Source organism: Kitasatospora sp. NPDC057542, from assembly GCF_042801945.1.
In the GTDB taxonomy this organism is placed as follows: domain Bacteria; phylum Actinomycetota; class Actinomycetes; order Streptomycetales; family Streptomycetaceae; genus Kitasatospora.
Map to the genome: position 1 here is coordinate 1 of NZ_JBHVFE010000167.1, position 17282 is coordinate 17282.

14 protein-coding genes are annotated in these 17282 nt (G+C 73.7%); 10 read left to right on the forward strand and 4 right to left on the reverse strand.

Annotation, left to right across the window (positions count from 1 at the left end; translation table 11 throughout):
* Nucleotides 1–53: 53 nt before the first annotated feature.
* Nucleotides 54–1535: a SulP family inorganic anion transporter gene (locus tag ACFU7Y_RS21495; protein WP_380769330.1), complete on the reverse strand. Its 1482-nt coding sequence runs from the start codon at nucleotides 1533–1535 to the stop codon at nucleotides 54–56.
* 736 nt (nucleotides 1536–2271) lie between these two features.
* On the opposite strand from ACFU7Y_RS21495, the gene gcl reads away from it, so the two are divergent.
* Together gcl and ACFU7Y_RS21505 are read left to right on the forward strand one after the other, a co-directional pair.
* Nucleotides 2272–4053 carry a glyoxylate carboligase gene (gene gcl / locus ACFU7Y_RS21500; RefSeq protein ID WP_224281325.1) on the forward strand — a complete coding sequence of 594 codons (1782 nt, stop codon included), beginning with the start codon at nucleotides 2272–2274 and terminating at the stop codon, nucleotides 4051–4053.
* A 160-nt stretch (nucleotides 4054–4213) separates the two neighbouring features.
* Entirely contained in the window at nucleotides 4214–4702 is a 489-nt protein-coding gene (locus ACFU7Y_RS21505; RefSeq protein WP_380769318.1) for a glutathione peroxidase, read from the forward strand.
* 767 nt (nucleotides 4703–5469) lie between these two features.
* On the opposite strand, the gene ACFU7Y_RS21510 is transcribed toward ACFU7Y_RS21505, so the two are convergent.
* Nucleotides 5470–6393, reverse strand: a complete 924-nt coding sequence (locus ACFU7Y_RS21510) for a LysR family transcriptional regulator (protein WP_380769319.1) — start codon at nucleotides 6391–6393, stop codon at nucleotides 5470–5472.
* Nucleotides 6394–6489: 96 nt separating this feature from the next.
* Here ACFU7Y_RS21510 and ACFU7Y_RS21515 point away from each other — a divergent pair, with 96 nt between their 5' ends.
* The 6 genes from ACFU7Y_RS21515 (at nucleotide 6490) to ACFU7Y_RS21540 (ending at nucleotide 11709) form a co-directional block, all read left to right on the forward strand.
* Nucleotides 6490–7194 carry a succinate dehydrogenase cytochrome b subunit gene (locus ACFU7Y_RS21515; RefSeq protein ID WP_224281322.1) on the forward strand — a complete coding sequence of 235 codons (705 nt, stop codon included), beginning with the start codon at nucleotides 6490–6492 and terminating at the stop codon, nucleotides 7192–7194.
* Nucleotides 7191–9155 (forward strand): fumarate reductase/succinate dehydrogenase flavoprotein subunit, encoded by a 1965-nt coding sequence (locus ACFU7Y_RS21520; RefSeq protein WP_224281321.1) that lies wholly within the window; start codon nucleotides 7191–7193, stop codon nucleotides 9153–9155. The genes ACFU7Y_RS21515 and ACFU7Y_RS21520 overlap by 4 nt, the downstream gene beginning before the upstream one ends.
* Nucleotides 9152–9889: a succinate dehydrogenase/fumarate reductase iron-sulfur subunit gene (locus ACFU7Y_RS21525; protein WP_224281320.1), complete on the forward strand. Its 738-nt coding sequence runs from the start codon at nucleotides 9152–9154 to the stop codon at nucleotides 9887–9889. Before ACFU7Y_RS21520 ends, ACFU7Y_RS21525 begins: the two co-directional genes overlap by 4 nt.
* A gap of 336 nt (nucleotides 9890–10225) precedes the next feature.
* The gene (locus tag ACFU7Y_RS21530) at nucleotides 10226–10531 is read left to right on the forward strand and encodes a hypothetical protein (protein ID WP_380769322.1); all 306 of its coding nucleotides are present in this window, start codon (nucleotides 10226–10228) and stop codon (nucleotides 10529–10531) included.
* Between the two features lie 123 nt (nucleotides 10532–10654).
* A complete protein-coding gene (locus ACFU7Y_RS21535; RefSeq protein ID WP_224285476.1) occupies nucleotides 10655–11335 on the forward strand; it encodes a DUF6232 family protein in 681 nt (226 codons plus the stop codon).
* Nucleotides 11332–11709 carry a hypothetical protein gene (locus tag ACFU7Y_RS21540; protein ID WP_224285475.1) on the forward strand — a complete coding sequence of 126 codons (378 nt, stop codon included), beginning with the start codon at nucleotides 11332–11334 and terminating at the stop codon, nucleotides 11707–11709. The genes ACFU7Y_RS21535 and ACFU7Y_RS21540 overlap by 4 nt, the downstream gene beginning before the upstream one ends.
* Nucleotides 11710–11791: 82 nt before the next feature.
* Here the strand turns inward: ACFU7Y_RS21540 and ACFU7Y_RS21545 are convergent, their stop codons facing one another.
* Together ACFU7Y_RS21545 and ACFU7Y_RS21550 are read right to left on the reverse strand one after the other, a co-directional pair.
* Nucleotides 11792–12715: an alpha/beta fold hydrolase gene (locus ACFU7Y_RS21545; protein WP_380769324.1), complete on the reverse strand. Its 924-nt coding sequence runs from the start codon at nucleotides 12713–12715 to the stop codon at nucleotides 11792–11794.
* Between the two features lie 119 nt (nucleotides 12716–12834).
* Complete coding sequence (locus tag ACFU7Y_RS21550) at nucleotides 12835–13779, reverse strand: DUF2797 domain-containing protein (protein ID WP_380769326.1); 945 nt, start codon at nucleotides 13777–13779, stop codon at nucleotides 12835–12837.
* A 127-nt stretch (nucleotides 13780–13906) separates the two neighbouring features.
* Between ACFU7Y_RS21550 and ACFU7Y_RS21555 the strand changes: the two genes are divergently transcribed.
* Both ACFU7Y_RS21555 and ACFU7Y_RS21560 read left to right on the forward strand, forming a co-directional pair.
* Nucleotides 13907–14536: a maleylpyruvate isomerase N-terminal domain-containing protein gene (locus tag ACFU7Y_RS21555; protein ID WP_224285632.1), complete on the forward strand. Its 630-nt coding sequence runs from the start codon at nucleotides 13907–13909 to the stop codon at nucleotides 14534–14536.
* Nucleotides 14537–14857: 321 nt separating this feature from the next.
* The gene (locus ACFU7Y_RS21560) at nucleotides 14858–16978 is read left to right on the forward strand and encodes a restriction endonuclease (RefSeq protein ID WP_380769328.1); all 2121 of its coding nucleotides are present in this window, start codon (nucleotides 14858–14860) and stop codon (nucleotides 16976–16978) included.
* Nucleotides 16979–17282 lie beyond the last annotated feature (304 nt).

Genomic DNA, 17282 nt, shown 5'->3' on the forward strand with positions numbered 1-17282 from the left:
CGGCGGCCCGGGGGGGGGCGGGGCGCCCCCCCCCCCCACGACCAGGCTAGACGTCAGGCCACACTCGGCAGCGGCGGTTCGACCGCCAGCGGCGCGGTGGAGCGGGCCCGGTGCTGGTCGGCCCAGGAGACCAGGGCCACCGTGCAGGCGTGGTCCAGGTGGCGCAGCCCGGACCAGTCCAGTTCCACCGGCCGGTCCCCCGGCAGCCGTTCCAGGGCGTCCAGCAGCCGGGGCAGCCGCAGGAAGGTGGCGTTGCCGGTCAGCCGCACCCGGTGCAGCGGCTGCCCGGACGGCTGCGCCTGCTCCTCCACCGCGATCTGGAGCTGCGAGGTCTGCCAGGCCGACTTGGCCACCGCCAGACCGACGCCGATCAGCACCCCGTCGAACAGGTCGGTGGCGATGATCGCGACCGCCGTCACGGCCAGCACCAGCGCCTCGCCCAGGTGTCCGCGGCAGAGCGCGACGATCCGGCGCACCGGCACCAGTTTGGCGCCGGCGTGCACCAGCACGGCGGCCAGTGCGGTGAGCGGGACGAGCCCGAGCACGCCGGGCAGCAGCGCGGTGAACAGCAGCAGCCAGCCGCCGTGCAGCACCCGCGAGGCCTTGGTGCGCGCGCCGGCCTGGACGTTGGTCGCGCTGCGCACGATCACCGCGGTCATCGGCAGCGCGCCGAGCAGTCCGCAGACGGCGTTGCCGACGCCCTGGGCGGTGAGCTCGCGGTCGTAGTCGGTGCGCGGGCCGTGGTGCATCCGGTCGACGGCGGCGGCGCTGAACAGCGTCTCGGCGGAGGCGATCAGGGTGAAGGCGACGACCGTACCGAGCCCGGCGGTGCCGGCCAGGGCGGTCAGCGAGTCGCGGTCGGGCAGGTGGACCACGTCGAGCAGCCCGGCCACCCGGATCCGGGCCACCGGCAGGTCGGCGGCCGCGGTGACGGCGGCGGCCAGGCCGACGGCGGCCAGCGGAGCGGGGACGGCGCGGGCGGCACGCTCCGGCAGGTACTTCCAGCCGACCAGGACCAGCAGGGTGCCGAGGCCGAGGGCGACCGCGCTCGGGCCGGCCTCGGCGGTCAGCACGTCGCCCAGCAGTTCGGGCAGTCCGGCGATCTTCTCCGGCCCGGTGGCGGGGGCGCGGCGGTCGGCGAGCGCGTAGAGCTGGCCGAACACCAGGGTCAGTCCGATGCCGGCCAGCATGCCGTGCACCACCGAGGCGGACATCGCCCGGAACCAGCGACCGAGCCGCAGGGCTCCCATCGCCAGCTGGAGCAGGCCGGTGCCGAGCACCAGCAGGCCGAGCGCGCCGACACCGAAGCGCTGGACGGCGTCGGCGACCAGGACGGTCAGCCCGGCCGCGGGCCCGCTGACCTGGAGGCTGCTGCCGGGCAGCAGGCCGGCCACCAGGCCGCCGACGATCCCGGTGACCAGCCCGAGTTCGGCCGGGACGCCGGAGGCGACGGCCACCCCGACGCAGAGCGGGAGGGCGACCAGGAACACCACCAGTGAGGCGGGCAGGTCATGGCGCCAGGGGACGGCGCGCAGGGCGGCGGCCGGGGTCCGGGGCCGGCCCGGCGGGCCGTGCTTGCGGAGGCGGCCCGGCGGGCTGTCGCTCCGGTGGGGCGGCGGGTTCACCCGGTCACCGCCAGGGACCGGGCAGGGGTGCAGCAGCGCATGGGGACGTTCCTTCCGCGCACCCGCCGCAGCGGGCGCGCCGTTGCAGGGCGAGGAGCAGGGAGAGGGGAAGGGACCGCGGAGGGGCGGCGACAGCGGTACGGCCGCGGGTCCGGGCGGACCGGAGCGCGGCGGCGGGTGTCGGGTCGGTGCGGCCAGGGGGTGCGTCCCTCGCTCGGGTGCGGCGGACCGGGCACGCTGGTCCTGGACGGGGCCGCCGGCGGAGTTCCCCCGCTCCCCGGCGCTCCCGAACCCCCCTTGCCGCGGCCTCAATCGGACGTCACGGGCCCGGCGTGCCACCGACGGTACCCAGGGCGGCGGGGCGGGCCCACAGGCGGCACCGCCCCTTCACGGGCACTGCACACCGGCTGCGCTTTCCGGCGCGGAGCGTCCGCTTCCACGGGTACACCAGCGCGATGGCCGTCCTGACGTGCGAATGCCTCTGCCCGGCCACCTCGCCCCAGGCTTCCACATTCTGTTGAAGCCCTCTTGACGCCCCCACGGCCCCGCCCTACCTTGTTTCCACATTCAGAAACCGCTCTTCCGTATGGTGGAATTCGGAAGATGAGCCCTCCGAGCCACTGCGGGCCGACGCAGGAGAGATCCGATGCCTCGTATGACAGCCGCCCGCGCGGCCGTGGAGATCCTCAAGCTCGAAGGAGTCGAGGTCGCGTTCGGCGTGCCGGGCGCAGCCATCAACCCGTTCTACGCCGCGCTCAAGGCCTCCGGCGGAATCCGGCACACACTGGCCCGGCACGTCGAGGGCGCCTCCCACATGGCCGAGGGCTACACCCGCGCCGCGGCCGGCAACATCGGGGTCTGCATCGGCACCTCCGGCCCGGCCGGCACCGACATGATCACCGGCCTGTACTCGGCGATCGCCGACTCCGTCCCGATCCTCTGCATCACCGGACAGGCGCCCGTCGCCCGGCTGCACAAGGAGGACTTCCAGGCCGTCGACATCGCCTCGATCGCGGCGCCCGTCACCAAGGCCGCCACCACCGTGCTGGAGGCCGCCCAGGTCCCCGGGGTGTTCCAGCAGGCCTTCCACCTGATGCGCTCCGGCCGCCCCGGCCCGGTCCTGATCGACCTGCCGATCGACGTCCAGCTGACCGAGATCGACTTCGACCCGGAGGCCTACCAGCCGCTTCCGGTCTACAAGCCGACCGCCAACCGCACCCAGATCGAGAAGGCCGTCGCACTGCTCCAGGAGTCCGAGCGCCCGCTGATCGTCGCGGGCGGCGGCGTCATCAACGCCGACGCCTCCGAGCTGCTGCTGGAGTTCGCCGAGCTCACCGGCGTCCCGGTGGTCCCGACTCTGATGGGCTGGGGCATCGTCCCGGACGACCACGAGCTGAACGCCGGCATGGTCGGCCTCCAGACCTCGCACCGCTACGGCAACGAGAACTTCCTCGCCTCCGACTTCGTCCTCGGCATCGGCAACCGCTGGGCCAACCGCCACACCGGCGGCCTGGACGTCTACACCGCGGGCCGCACGTTCGTCCACGTCGACATCGAACCCACCCAGCTCGGCAGGATCTTCGCCCCGGACCTCGGCATCGCCTCCGACGCCAGGGCCGCACTGGAGCTGTTCGTCGAGGTGGCGCGCGAGCTGCGGGCCGCCGGCACGCTCAAGGACCGCAGCGCCTGGGCCGCCTCCGCCCAGGAGCGCAGGGCCCGGCTCCAGCGCCGCACCCACTTCGACGACGTGCCGCTCAAGCCGCAGCGCGTGTACGAGGAGATGAACAGGGCCTTCGGCCCGGAGACCCGCTACGTCACCACCATCGGCCTGTCCCAGATCGCCGGCGCCCAACTGCTGCACGTCTACCGGCCGCGGCACTGGATCAACTGCGGCCAGGCCGGCCCGCTCGGCTGGACCATCCCGGCCGCGCTCGGCGTCGCCACCGCCGACCCCGGGGGCCAGGTCGTCGCGCTCTCCGGCGACTACGACTTCCAGTTCATGATCGAGGAGCTGGCGGTCGGCGCCCAGCACCGCATCCCGTACGTCCACGTGCTGGTCAACAACTCCTACCTGGGGCTGATCCGCCAGGCGCAGCGAAACTTCGACATCGACTTCCAGGTCAAGCTGGAGTTCGAGAACGTCAACGCGCCGGAGCTGGGCGTCTACGGCGTGGACCACGTCAAGGTCGTCGAGGGCCTGGGCTGCAAGGCGATCCGGGTCACCGAACCGGAGGACCTGCTCCCCGCCTTCGAGGAGGCCAAGAAGCTGGCCGCCGAGTTCCGCGTCCCGGTCGTGGTCGAGGCGATCCTGGAGCGGGTCACCAACATCTCGATGGCCGCCGCCGACATCGACAAGGTCAACGAGTTCGAGGAGCTCGCCACCCTCCCCGAGCACGCCCCGACGGCCATCAGGCCGCTGGCCCCCTGACCCCGTCGGGGATTGGGGCGTACGAGCCGCTCCGTACGCCCCCTCGCAGGCGGAACACCGGGGGTGCCGACACGGTTGAGCCGTCCGGGGCCGCTACGGTGGCCCCGGGCGACACCCGATTTCCGCACTCCTGCCGACCCCTGCCGAAAGGACCACCACCGTGAGCCTGTACGACATCCCGCTGCACACCCTGGCCGGCGAGGCCGCGTCCCTTGCCGACTACAAGGGCAAGGCGCTGCTGATCGTCAACGTCGCGTCCAGGTGCGGCCTGACCCCGCAGTACGCCGGCCTGGAGAACCTCCAGAAGCGCTACGCCGGGCGCGGGTTCACCGTGCTGGGCTTCCCGTGCAACCAGTTCGCCGGGCAGGAGCCGGGCAGCGCCGAGGAGATCCAGAGCTTCTGCTCCACCACCTACGGGGTGACCTTCCCGCTGTTCGAGAAGATCGACGTCAACGGCGACGGCCGGCACCCGCTGTACCAGCAGCTGGCCCAGGTGGCCGACGCCGAGGGCCAGGCCGGGGACGTCAGCTGGAACTTCGAGAAGTTCCTGATCTCGCCGGACGGCACCGTCGTCGCGCGCCTGCGCCCGCGCGTCGAGCCGGAGTCGGACGAGCTGATCGCCGCGATCGAGGCCGTGCTGCCGGCCTGACCACACGCACGACGAGGGCCCGGGGCTCGCAGCCCCGGGCCTTCTGCGTTCGCAGCCTCATCCGTGGTCTCGACGGGGCCGCTTCGATCGCGGAGCAGGGGGCTTCGCGGTTCGCAAGAAGCTCAGCCCCTGGATGCCGCGCGCCGGGCTGCCGTCGTCCCCCGCCACTGGGCGCGGTACGCGGTGGGGGTGAGCTGGACCCGGGCGCGTGGAGGTCACCGAGGTGCGCGCAGCAGCGTTCCTGGGCGAGGGGGTGATGAGTCCCTTCACGCTGTCGGTCGCCCCACAGGTTCTGGCGGGCGAGGTGGCGTCCTATGCCGGACGTCTCGATGTACTGCAGTCCTGGTCGTACGTCGGGGACGTGGCCTCGACACTGGTGGCTGCCGCCCATGACACCCGCTCCTGGGGGCGGGCCTGGCACGTGCCGGCGGCGAACGTCCCCGTGCGTGAACTGGCGGAACGCTTCGCGAAGCTGACAGCCTCCCCCGATCCGCGCCTGGAGCGTCTCGACCGCGATGCTCTCCTCACGCTCGCGGAGCGGAACCCCGTCTTCGGCGAACTCATTGAGATGCTTTACGCCACCGAGAACCCACACGTCCTCGACTCGACCGACACGCAGCACGCGCTCGGCGTCACCCCGACCGCCCTGGACGAGGCGTTGCTTGCCACAGCGCGAGGTCTGGCGAGGCAGGGAACCGAAACGGCCTGGCCGAACCCGCACCCCCTCCCGCGCGGGCTCGGGAGGGGGACCGGGATCGGGATCGGGATCACGGCAGCAGCAGCGTGGTGCCCGGCGGGAGTTCGCCGCTGCGGGCGGCGTCGCGCAGGTGGGCCAGCAGGGTGGTGTGCAGCGCCTCGGCGGCGCGGGTGAGCGGCACCTCGTGGCCGTGCGCGACCGCGATGGTGCGGCCCAGCCCCGGCCCGGCGAACGCGGTCACCGCGAGTCCGGAGCGGGCGGCCACCATGCCGGGGACGACGGCGGGCCCGATCCCGGCCCGGACGAAGCCCAGCACCGCGTCCATCTCGCCGCCCTCCACCGCGAACTCCGGCTCGAACCCGGCCGCCCGGCAGGCCGCCAGGGTCGCCTCGCGCAGGTCGTAGCCCTCCCGGAACATCACCAGCGGCCGGCCCTTCAGCTCCGTCACCCGGACCTTGCGCCGGGCCTGCCGCTCGGCCGCGACCAGCACCAGTTCCTCGTGCAGAAGTGCGGTGACCGCCAGTGCGGGCGCCTGCTCACCGCTCGGCGGGGTGATGACCAGCGCGAGGTCCAGCTCCCCCGCCGCCAGCCAGCCGACCAGGTCGCGCGAGCCGCCCTCGCGGACCATCAGCGTCACCCCCGGGTAGCGGTCCCGGAAGACCCGCAGCACGTCCGGCACCAGGCTGGTGCACAGACTCGGCGGCGCCCCCAGCCGCACCCGGCCGCGGCGCAGCTGCACCGTCTCCTGTACGGCCAGCCGGGCGCTCTCGGTGTCCGCGAGGATGCGCCGGGCCAGCGGCAGCAGGGCGTCCCCGGCGTCGGTCAGCGCGATGTTGCCCCGGGTGCGGTGGAACAGTTCGGCGCCCAACTCCCTTTCCAGCGCCCGGATCTGCTGCGAGAGCGACGGTTGCGCGACGTGCGCCGCCTCGGCGGCCCGGGTGAAGTGCCGGGTCTCGGCCACGGCCAGGAAGTAGCGGAGTTGCTGGAGCTGCACAGGGCCAGGATAGGCCGCACTGATAGTCGGTGCCTATCGTCACGAGCCGCATCATGTCTTGGACGCACCGAACCCGCCATCCCTACCGTTGCAGCCATGACAACCGCGACTCGGACGGCCAGGCATCCGTCCACCCTGCTGACCCTGTGGCGGTCGACCGTCGGCAAGAAGGCGGTCATGGCCGTCAGCGGACTGGTCATGCTGCTGTACCTGGTCGCGCACATGCTGGGGAACCTCAAGGTGTTCTCCGGCCCGGACGACATCAACGGCTACGCGGCCTGGCTGCGCACCATCGGGCAGCCCTTCCTGGGCCACGAGTGGTTCCTGTGGATCGCCCGCGCGGGCCTGCTGGCCGCCGTGGTGCTGCACGGCGTGTCCGCGTACCAGCTCAGCCGCCGCGACCTCGCGGCCCGCCCGAGCAAGTACGTGCACCGGCGCCGCCGCGCCAGCTACGCGACCCGCACCATGCGCTGGGGCGGGGTGATCCTGGCGCTGTTCATCGTCTGGCACATCCTCGACCTCACCACGCTGACCGTGAACCCGGCCGCCGAGCACGACCACCCGTACCAGAACATCGTGGCCTCCTTCGGCCGCTGGTACGTCGACGTGTTCTACATCGTCGCGATGCTGGCCGTCGGCCTGCACATCCGGCACGGGTTCTGGAGCGCCGCGCAGACCCTCGGCGCCAACGACGCCCGCCGCGACCGGGCACTCAAGCTGATCGCGAACGGCCTGGCGCTGGTGCTGACGGCCGGCTTCCTGTCCGTCCCCGTGGCCGTGATGACCGGAGTCGTCAAATGAGCAGTGATGAAGTGAGCAGCACGTACGCCGACTACACCGTCGGCGAGCCGGTCGCCGACGGCAAGGCCCCCGCCGGGCCGATCGAACAGCGCTGGGACCAGCGGCGGTTCGACGCCAAGCTGGTCAATCCGGCCAACCGGCGCAAGCACACCGTGATCGTGGTCGGCACCGGCCTGGCCGGCGGCGCGGCCGGCGCCACCCTGGCCGAACAGGGCTACCACGTGGTCCAGTTCTGCTTCCAGGACTCCCCCAGGCGGGCCCACTCGATCGCCGCCCAGGGCGGCATCAACGCGGCCAAGAACTACCGCAACGACGGCGACTCGGTCCGCCGGCTGTTCTACGACACCGTCAAGGGCGGCGACTTCCGCGCCCGCGAGTCCAACGTGCACCGGCTGGCTCAGGTGTCGGTGGAGATCATCGACCAGTGCGTGGCCCAGGGCGTGCCGTTCGCCCGCGAGTACGGCGGCCTGCTGGACACCCGGTCCTTCGGCGGCGTGCAGGTCTCCCGGACCTTCTACGCCCGCGGCCAGACCGGCCAGCAACTGCTGCTCGGCGCCTACCAGGCGCTCTCCCGGCAGATCGCCGCCGGGAACGTGGAGCTGCACCCGCGCACCGAGATGCTGGACCTGCTCGTGGTCGACGGCCGGGCCCGCGGCATCGTCGCCCGCGACCTGGTCACCGGAGAGATCCGCTCCTACACCGCGGACGCCGTGGTGCTCGCCAGCGGCGGCTACGGCAACGTGTTCTACCTCTCCACCAACGCCAAGAACTCCAACGCCACCGCGATCTGGCGGGCGCACCGGCGCGGCGCGTACTTCGCCAACCCGTGCTTCACCCAGATCCACCCGACCTGCATCCCGCGCTCCGGCGACCACCAGTCCAAGCTCACCCTGATGAGCGAGTCGCTGCGCAACGACGGCCGGATCTGGGTGCCCAAGGCCAAGGGCGACAACCGGCCGCCCGGGCAGATCCCGGAGGAGGAGCGGGACTACTACCTGGAGCGGATCTACCCCTCCTTCGGCAACCTGGTGCCGCGCGACATCGCCTCCCGGGCCGCCAAGAACGTCTGCGACGAGGGCCGGGGCGTCGGCCCCGGCGGCCAGGGCGTCTACCTGGACTTCGCCGACGCGATCCGCCGGCTGGGCCGGGACGCCGTCGAGGCCAAGTACGGCAACCTCTTCGAGATGTACGAGCGGATCACCGCCGAGGACCCGTACCGGGTGCCGATGCGGATCTACCCGGCGATCCACTACACGATGGGCGGGCTCTGGGTCGACTACGACCTGCAGACCACCGTCCCGGGGCTGTTCGCGATCGGGGAGGCCAACTTCTCCGACCACGGCGCCAACCGGCTCGGCGCCAGCGCCCTGATGCAGGGCCTGGCCGACGGGTACTTCGTGCTGCCGCCGACCGTCAACGACTACCTGGCCCGCCACCCGCTGCCGGCCGTGCCCGCCGACCACCCGGTGCTCGCCGAGGCGGAGGCCGAGGTCGAGGACCGGCTCAACCTGATCCTCGCGGTGGACGGCGACCGCACCCCGGACTCCTTCCACCGCGAGCTCGGCGAACTGCTCTGGGACGAGTGCGGGATGGCCCGCGACGAGGCCGGGCTGCGGCGGGCGCTGGAGCGGATCCCGCGGCTGCGCGAGGAGTTCTGGCGCCGGATCAAGGTGCCCGGCACCGGACAGGAGCTCAACCAGTCCCTGGAGAAGGCCAACCGTCTGGTCGACTACTTCGAGCTGGCCGAGCTGATGTGCCTGGACGCGCTGCACCGCGCCGAGTCCTGCGGCGGCCACTTCCGCACCGAGAGCCAGACCCCCGACGGCGAGGCCGCCCGCCGCGACGAGGAGTTCTCCTACGCCGCAGCCTGGGAGTTCACCGGCACCGGCGCGGCGCCCGTCCTCCACCGCGAGGAACTCGACTTCGAGCACGTCCACCCCACCCAGCGGAGCTACGCATGAACCTCACCCTGCGCATCTGGCGCCAGGCGGGCCCGGACGCACCCGGCTCGATGACCACCTACCGGGTCAGCGGGATCAGCCCGGACATGTCCTTCCTGGAGATGCTGGACACCCTCAACGAGGAGCTGATCACCCGCGGCGACCAGCCGGTCGCCTTCGACCACGACTGCCGCGAGGGCATCTGCGGCGCCTGCGGCATGGTCATCAACGGCCAGGCGCACGGCCCCGAGCGCACCACCACCTGCCAGCTGCACATGCGGCACTTCCAGGACGGCGACACCATCGACGTCGAACCCTGGCGGGCGGCGGCCTTCCCGGTGGTCAAGGACCTGGTGGTGGACCGCTCGGCCTTCGACCGGATCATCGGCTCCGGCGGCTACATCACCGCCCCCACCGGCAGCGCCCCCGAGGCGCACGCCACGCCCGTCCCCAAGGAGGCCGCCGACACCGCCTTCGAGCACGCCGAGTGCATCGGATGCGGCGCCTGCGTGGCGGCCTGCCCGAACGGCTCGGCGATGCTCTTCACCTCCGCCAAGGTGGTGCACCTCAACGTGCTGCCGCAGGGTGCGCCGGAGCGGGCCGCCCGGGTGCGGAACATGGTCTCGGCCATGGACGCCGAGGGCTTCGGCGGCTGCACCAACACCGGTGAGTGCGCCACGGCCTGCCCCAAGGGCATCCCGCTGCCCAGCATCGCGGCGATGAACCGGGAGTTCCTGCGGGCCGCCCGCGGCTGACACTCCCTCTCGTACGGTCGGCCCCTCGCTCTGGTGCTCAGGCGAGGGGCCGACGCCGTTGCGCGGGGCGTGCGGCGGCGATTCGCGCTACCCGTACGGGTGGTGGATCGCCGGGAGCGGTGCTTCCTGACGGAGAATCGCGCTACGGTGGTGGTCCGCCACGGAAGGACGGCATATGCCCGAGGTTCAGTCCTGTTCCGGTTGCGGCGGGTCCGGGGGGACCCAGAAGACCGAGGCAACGGTCGAACTGGACGAGGAAGGAAGCATGGTGCCCAGCGTCCACACCTTCTGGTCGCCCTGCGGTCGGTGCCACGGATCCGGGACGGTGATCATCGGATGAGGTTCGTCTTCGAGTGCGTCGAGTGCGGTGGGCACTACCTGCCGCCCGAGGAGATGGTGTACCCGGACGGGCCGGCCTCGCCGGTCTGGTGCACCGCCTGCCAGAGCGCCAAGCACGCAACCGGCGTCCGGGAGGACCCGCTGCTCGCCCGGGTCGCGCTGGCCGCCGCCCGGGCCGCGCTGGCCGGGCGGGCCGCCGAGGCAGCCGAGCAGCCGGCGCGCTTCGACGTCCGCCCGTCCCGGCCGCCGCTGTCCCGGCGGGCCAGGTCCGGCCCCGGTGTGGTGCGCAGCAAGCTGGGCTGACCACCGCGGGCCACGCCCGTGGACTCGCCTACGGTTCGTCATGTGCCGCTTGCAACAAAGAACTTGTGCGACCACCGGGCGTGCTGGTTAATTGTCGTCCCGCGCACGACAGCCTTGGGGGACATGTCCATGCAGCCGACCGATCCACCCGATCCGACCCGGGCCGGCCAGACCGGCTCCACCCCGTTCATCCCGCCGCCGCCGTCGGCACCTCCGCCGGAGGCCGCGCCGGCCCCGTCCCTGCTGGCCGCGCCGTCCCGCGCCACCACCCGGGTGGCCGTGACCAGGCGCATCCTCTGGGTCGGCACCGCGGCGTACCCGCTGGCGACGATCGCCCGGGTCAGCACCACCGTCATCGTGCCGGAGAAGGCGGCCGCGGTCCGGCGGTTCCTCAAGTTCACGGCGATCGTCGGCCTGGCCGCGCTCGGGGCCCTGATGATCATGAGTCTCGGCGGCTCGTCGCGCTCCTACGACAGCGACGGCAACTCCGGCCCGGGCTGGGTCATCGGGGTGGCGTCGATGCTCGTGGTGTTCTACTTCCTCATCGCCACCCTGCCGGTCCTGGTCCAGCCGCGCCTGCATGCGCTGACGGTCGACACCGCGGGGCCGCCGACCGCGCTGCTGGCCTGGCAGTCGCCGGAGCCCGCGCACACGTTGCAGGCCACCATCACGCAGGCGATCGAGAACCCGCAGATCGAGTTCCAGCAGTACGTCAGCAGCGTCGTCGTCGACCTGCGGCACTACCAGTTCGGCGACAGCGTCAACATCTACGGCGGCCAGGGACACACGGGAGTCAGCAAATGAGCGACAACGGCCTCGGTAACGGCCCGAACGTCCACGTCGGCGATCAGGTCACCATCCACGGCGGCACCAACGTCGTCGGCATCCAGCACAACAACGGGCCGGTCGGCGGCGAGGCGCTGCCGCCGGAGGTCGCCGCGCTGTTCTCCCGGCTCGCCGCCGTGGTCGCCGAGCTGTCCCAGGACGGCCGGCTCCGCGAGGCGGACCGGCAGAGCCTCACCGAGGCCCTGCCGGTGCTGAACAGCCCCGCCGCCGAGGAGCCGGGCCGTCGGCGCAACACCCTGCTGCTGCTCGCCGGTCTGGCCCAGAGCCTCGGCGAGGCCGCCGCGCCCGCGCTGGGCCTGGCGAACCAGCTCCTCGCCCTGATCAGCGGCTGACCGGCCTCCCGGCGTCCGGCGGTCCGGGGCGCCGGAGGTCCCCGTCCCGTCCGGCCCGGGCGGGACGGGGGTGCCGGCCGGGTCAGGCGGCGGCGGTTTCGGTGAGGAAGCGCTGCACCAGCTCGCCGACGACGTCCGGGGCGTCCTCGGGGCTGTAGTGGCCGACGCCGGGCAGTTCGACGGCCCGGCCGCGGGGGAACGCCTCGGCGAACAGCGGCAGGAAGTACCGGGCGGCGAGCGTCCGGTCGTCCGCGCCCCACAGGGCGAGCGCGGGCAGGGCGGCGAGCGCCGCGCGGGCCTCAGCGCTCGGGGCCGCGAAGGCGTGCGCCCCGGTCGCGAAGCCCTCCGCCCAGCCGATCGCGCCCGCGGCCTCCGCGCGGGAGGGGAAGGCCGCGCCGTAGGCGGCCAGCCAGGTGTCGGTGATCAGGGCGTTGTTCTGGAAGCCGTTGAGCTTCAGGGTGCTGAGGATCGTGTAGCCGAGTTCGCCGAGGACGGCGCCAAGACTGCCGTCGGCGTGCGCCCGGGCGATCCAGCCGAACCACGGGGACTCGGCCGCGTTGGCGGCGAGCGCCGCGCCGAGGCCGGGCTGGCCGAACGGCGTGGGCCCGTTGACGCTCACCACCCGGGCGATCAGCCCGGGGTGGCGGGCGGCCAGGCCCATGCCGACCGGTCCGCCGAAGTCGTGCATGACCAGGGTGACTTCACGCAGGCCGAGATCCAGGACCAGCGCCTCCAGGTTGTCGACGTGGTCCTGCAGCCAGTAGCTGCGGTCGGCCGGAGTGGCACTCTTGCCGAAGCCCATGTGGTCGGGGACGACCACCCGGTGGGTCGGGGCCAGCCGGCGGATCAGGTCCCGGAAGAGGTAGCCCCAGGTGGGTTCACCGTGCAGGCAGAGCACCACGGGGCCGGCACCCTCGTCCACGTAGTGCATGGGGAAGCCGGGGGCCGTGCTGACGTGCGGTCGGTACGGGAAGGTGCCGTCGAAGGTCTCGTGGGCAGCGATCATGGGCTGGATCCGCTCCAAAGTGGTAGCAAATTAAAACCGCAAGGCCGAGGCTAGGCCCTTGCGGTTTTATTACGCAACCACCGTGGTCGGAGCGGGTCCACGGGATCTCGCGGAACTTCTCAGAACAGCGCCTCCTGGGTGTCCGGCTCCGGCGGACGCAGGCGCTCGTGGAGGGTCAGCCCCTCGGAGCCGCGGCCGGCGACCGGGCTGAGCGTCCAGCCGGTGAGCAGCCGGGTGTCCAGCAGCAGCGGGCCGGAGCCGTCCGCCTGGTCGAGGAAGAGGTGCCGGCCCACCGGCGGCCGGAGCCGGCCCGCGACGACCGCGCCGTCGGCCAGCCCGGCGATCTCCCGGTACGCCTCCGGGGCGCCGCCGGCCAGGCCGTAGCGCTCGACGTGGTCGACCACCGGACGGTCGGCGAGCAGTTCCAGGGCGTGGCCGACCAGCAGCCCGTGTGCCCGGGCGCGGGCCTCGGTGAGCACCGTACGGCGGTACGGGGCGTCGCCGTGCGACCACCAGTGGTCGCTCTTGAGCCGGGACTTGTACCGCTCGCGGGCCAGGCCCGAGGCGGCGACGGTGAGTTCGGCGCGCCGGATCGCCGGCAGGGCGCCACGGGCGGTGAACGCGTAGGCCAGCGCGCCCTGTTCGAGCAGCCGGCTGTCGCCGCGCTGCTCGGCGGTCAGGCCGACCTTGAGCAGCCCCTCGCCGAACCAGGCGAGGTAGAGCAGGTAGGTGCGGCCGTCGTCGAGGATCTGGTCCCGGGCGAGGGCGAGGCCGCGGTCCACGCTCTGGCAGGCCGGGCACTGCGTCGCGCCGCCGCCCGGATCGATCACCGCGTGGTGCGGGCAGGGCGTCCGCTCCGTCGCCCCGGCCAGCCAGGCCCCGACGCAGCGGCGCGGGCCGCCCAGCAGCCAGCCGACCTCCGCCCCCGGCGCGACGGCGCGCTCGTGCACCCGGGCGCCGCGCGCGGCCCCGAGCACGGCGTGGCCGTCCCGCCAGCTCAGGCCGGTGGAGATCCAGCCGCCGGGGCGGGCCTGCTGCTCCGGGTGCTGCGGGGGGATCGTCACGTTTCTCCTTGCCGTCCGTAGCCGTCGAGACTACCCGGCCCCACCGACAGGGCGGGCCGGTCCGCCGGAGGCCGGGCGGCCGGACCTTCCGCGGGCTCCGGCCCCGGGGCCTTGCTACCGTCCCGGCATGATCGATTCACCCACCCCGGACGACCTCGCCCTCGCCCTGCGCCTCGCCGTCGACACCCTGCGCGCCGCCCCGGCGGACGCGGACTGGTCACGGACCGCCGGCCCGGTCGACTGGACCTGCCGGGAAACGGTCGAGCACCTCGCCGACGACCTGCTCGCCTACGCCGCCCAGCTCGGCCCGGCCCGGCCGCCGCAAGACCGGTACGTGCCCTTCGCGGCGACCCGCCGCTCGCCCGGGGCGCCGCACAACTTCGTGCGCGCCGAGCCGGCCGCCGGCCCCGACGGACTACTCGAAGTCCTGGAGGCGAGCGGCGGGTTGATGGTCGCCGTGGCCCGCGTCACCCCGCCGGAGGCCCGGGCGTACCACCCGTGGGGGCTCGCCGACCCGACCGGCTTCGTGGCCATGAGCCTGGTCGAGACGCTGGTCCACCTCCACGACGTCACCCAGGGCCTCGGCCTGCCCTGGAGCCCGCCCGCCCACCTGTGCGAGCGCGCCCTCACCCGGCTCTTCCCCGACGTCCCGATCGCCGACCCCTGGCCCACCCTCCTCTGGGCCACCGGCCGCGCCCCGCTGCCCGGCCACCCGCCGCGCACCGACTGGCGCTGGTACGCCGCCCCGGCGGCGTGAACGTCCCCCGCGCACCGCGGCCGACGCCCCGCGGCCGACGCCCCGGGGCCGGAACCCCGGCGGGACGGCCCGGAAGGGGGGCTGACGGAGCGCCACCACCGCCCCGCCGGGGCCGGACGGGCCCGCAGGTCACCGGCACTTGGCCGGGCGGGGTGTTCACGTTCTATTGTGGCGGGCGCGGTCGGCGGCGTGGCCGGGAGGCGAGTCGCACGGCCGGGCCTGTCCTCGAACTCCCCCCAGACGGGAAGCCGACGACAGGCCCGAGGGTCGGCACGAGGCGAATGGGGTGGGCGGACGGTGTCGGGGCGGCGGAGCAGCGGGGTGCTGGCGATCTGGGCGGAGGCGCAGCGACAGCAGCAGCGCCGGGAGGAGGCCCGGTGGCGCGCCGAGGCGGCGGAGCAGCGCCGCCGGGAGCGGGAGCAGCGCGAGGCGCAGAAGGCGGCCGCCCGCGACGAGCGCGAGGCGCAGCGCGCCTACCAGCAGTCGCGGGAGGCGGAGGTCGCCCGGCGGACGGCCGAACTGGACGCCCGGGTCGAGGAGTTGAGGGGGCTGCTGGCCGCCGGGCTGGCCGCGCCGGCCTTCGGTCCGCAGGCCCTGCTGGCGCCGCAGCCGGTGCCGCCGTTCGACCCGGGGCCGCTGGGCGAGCCGGTGCCGATGCCGGACCAGTCCTCGGCCCGGTACTTCGTGCCGCCGCCGGACCAGGTCCAGGCCCGCAACCCGGGTGTGCGGCAGCAGTACGAGCAGTACCTGGCGCAGGCCCGTGCCCGGTTCGAGCAGGACTGGTACGCCGCGCAGGCCCGGGAGGCCGACCGGCAGCACCGGCTGGCCGCGTACCACCAGGAGTACCTGACCCGGGTCGAGCAGTCCCGGCGGCAGCAGGAGGAGCTCGGCGCCCGGACCGAGGAGCTGCTGCGCCGGCTGCGGGCGGGTGAGCCGGAGGCGGTGCAGGAGTACTTCACGGCCGGCCTGTACGCCTCGGCGGCCTGGCCGGAAGGCTTCCCGCACCGGCTGGCGGCGGCCTTCGACGCCGGGAGCCGCCAGCTGGTGGTGGACTGGGAGCTGCCCGGGCCGGACGTGGTGCCGGCCGCCGCCCGGGTGCGGTACGTGAAGACGGACGACCGCGAGGCGGAGGTGGCCCGTCCGGCGACGGAGCGCAAGGCGCTGTACCGGGAGGTGCTGGCGCAGTCGGCGCTGCGGGTGGCGGCGGAGCTGTTCCGGGCGGACCGGGACGGGCTGCTGGACTCGGTGGTGCTGAACGGCTTCGTCCTCGGCATCGACCCGGCGACCGGCCGGGAGGCCGAACGCTTCCTCTCCACCCTGACCGCCACCCGGGCCGGCTTCGCCGCCCTGGCGCTGGACCGGGTGGCCCCGGTGGAGTGCTTCCAGGGCCTGGGCGGCCGGCTGTCGGCGCGCCCGGAGCGGCTGGACGAGGTGCGCCCGGACCGGCGACCGGAGAGCATCGGCGGGAGCCTGGCCGGACACGGCGGCGAGGACGAGCCGGACCTCTTCGCGATGGACCCGCTGGACTTCGAGGACCTGATCGCCGAGCTGTTCCGGCTGCGCGGCTTCCGGGTGATGACCACGGCCCGCAGCGGCGACGTCGGGGTGGACGTGGTGGCCGAGGACCTGGACCCGGTGACCGGCGGCAAGATCGTGATCCAGGCGAAGCGCTACAAGAAGACCGTTCCGCCGACGGCGGTGCGCGACCTGGAGTCCACCGTCCGCCACCACGGCGCGATCAAGGGCATCCTGGTCACCACCGCGGGGTTCGGCCGCGGCTCGTACAGCTACATCGAGGGCAAGCCGCTGACCCTGGTGAGCGGCCCGGAGCTGGTCGCCCTGCTCGCCGAGCAGGGCCTGCGCGGCCGGCTCGGCGACGGTGCCTCCGGCGCTGCCACGGCTGCGGACGACAAGCCCGAGGAGGCCGGCGAGACCGCCCTCACGGTGAGCTGGCAGAGCCGGACGGCCGGCGGGGACGCGGTGGAGCTGGACGTCACCGTCTTCCTGTGCGCCGGCGGCCGGGTGCTGAGCGACGAGCACTTCGTGTTCTTCAACAGCCCGCAGGACCCGGACGGCGCCGTCCGGCTGCATCCGACCCACTCGGTGCCGGGCCGGCCGACCCGGGCGGTCCGGCTGGCCCTGGACCTGCACCGGCTGCCGGCCGCCGTCGAGGAGGTGGTGGTCGCCGTCTCCACCGAGGAGGAGGAGCACCCGGCGCTGCCGCTCGGCTATGTGCACGGGCTGGCTCTCGCCGCCGCGTACGGGCCGGGCGCGGGTGGCCCGGGCGCCTGGTCGGGCCCGACCGGCGGGGTCCCGGACAGCGCGATGCTGCTCGGGGCGTTCCGCCGGGCCGGCGGCGGCTGGGAGTTCAGCCCGTCCGGACGGGCGGTGGCGAACGGTCTGGCCGGGCTGGCGTCGGCCTTCGGCGTGGCGGTGGAATAGGCAGCCTCGATCCCGGCCCCCGGCGGCCGGCCGGGCCCTTGGTCCTCAGGGGTCGGGTCATACCTGAGGAGGAGAGCGCCCCCGCCACCCCGCCGGGTCGGCGGGGGCCGACCGCCCCTGCGGCATACATGTCGCATTCGAACAGCTTGGGATGATGTTACGGAACCAAACATTCCGTTCATCCGTACCAGGAGTCCACGTGACGTTCCCCGCAACCGCCGTCCACACCGGCCTGGCGGCCGCCCGAGCCACCGGCCTGAACAAGGTCTACGGGGAGGGGGAGACCCGCGTCGTCGCCCTCGAC

Bases quoted from the DNA above. Each gene is read 5' to 3' on its own strand.
- gcl (WP_224281325.1), top strand. From the start codon at position 2,272: ATGCCTCGTATGACAGCCGCCCGCGCGGCCGTGGAGATCCTCAAGCTC.
- ACFU7Y_RS21515 (WP_224281322.1), top strand. From the start codon at position 6,490: ATGACAACCGCGACTCGGACGGCCAGGCATCCGTCCACCCTGCTGACC.
- ACFU7Y_RS21525 (WP_224281320.1), top strand. From the start codon at position 9,152: ATGAACCTCACCCTGCGCATCTGGCGCCAGGCGGGCCCGGACGCACCC.
- ACFU7Y_RS21555 (WP_224285632.1), top strand. From the start codon at position 13,907: ATGATCGATTCACCCACCCCGGACGACCTCGCCCTCGCCCTGCGCCTC.
- ACFU7Y_RS21545 (WP_380769324.1), bottom strand. From the start codon at position 12,715: ATGATCGCTGCCCACGAGACCTTCGACGGCACCTTCCCGTACCGACCG.
- ACFU7Y_RS21520 (WP_224281321.1), top strand. From the start codon at position 7,191: ATGAGCAGTGATGAAGTGAGCAGCACGTACGCCGACTACACCGTCGGC.
- ACFU7Y_RS21540 (WP_224285475.1), top strand. From the start codon at position 11,332: ATGAGCGACAACGGCCTCGGTAACGGCCCGAACGTCCACGTCGGCGAT.
- ACFU7Y_RS21530 (WP_380769322.1), top strand. From the start codon at position 10,226: ATGAGGTTCGTCTTCGAGTGCGTCGAGTGCGGTGGGCACTACCTGCCG.
- ACFU7Y_RS21535 (WP_224285476.1), top strand. From the start codon at position 10,655: ATGTCCATGCAGCCGACCGATCCACCCGATCCGACCCGGGCCGGCCAG.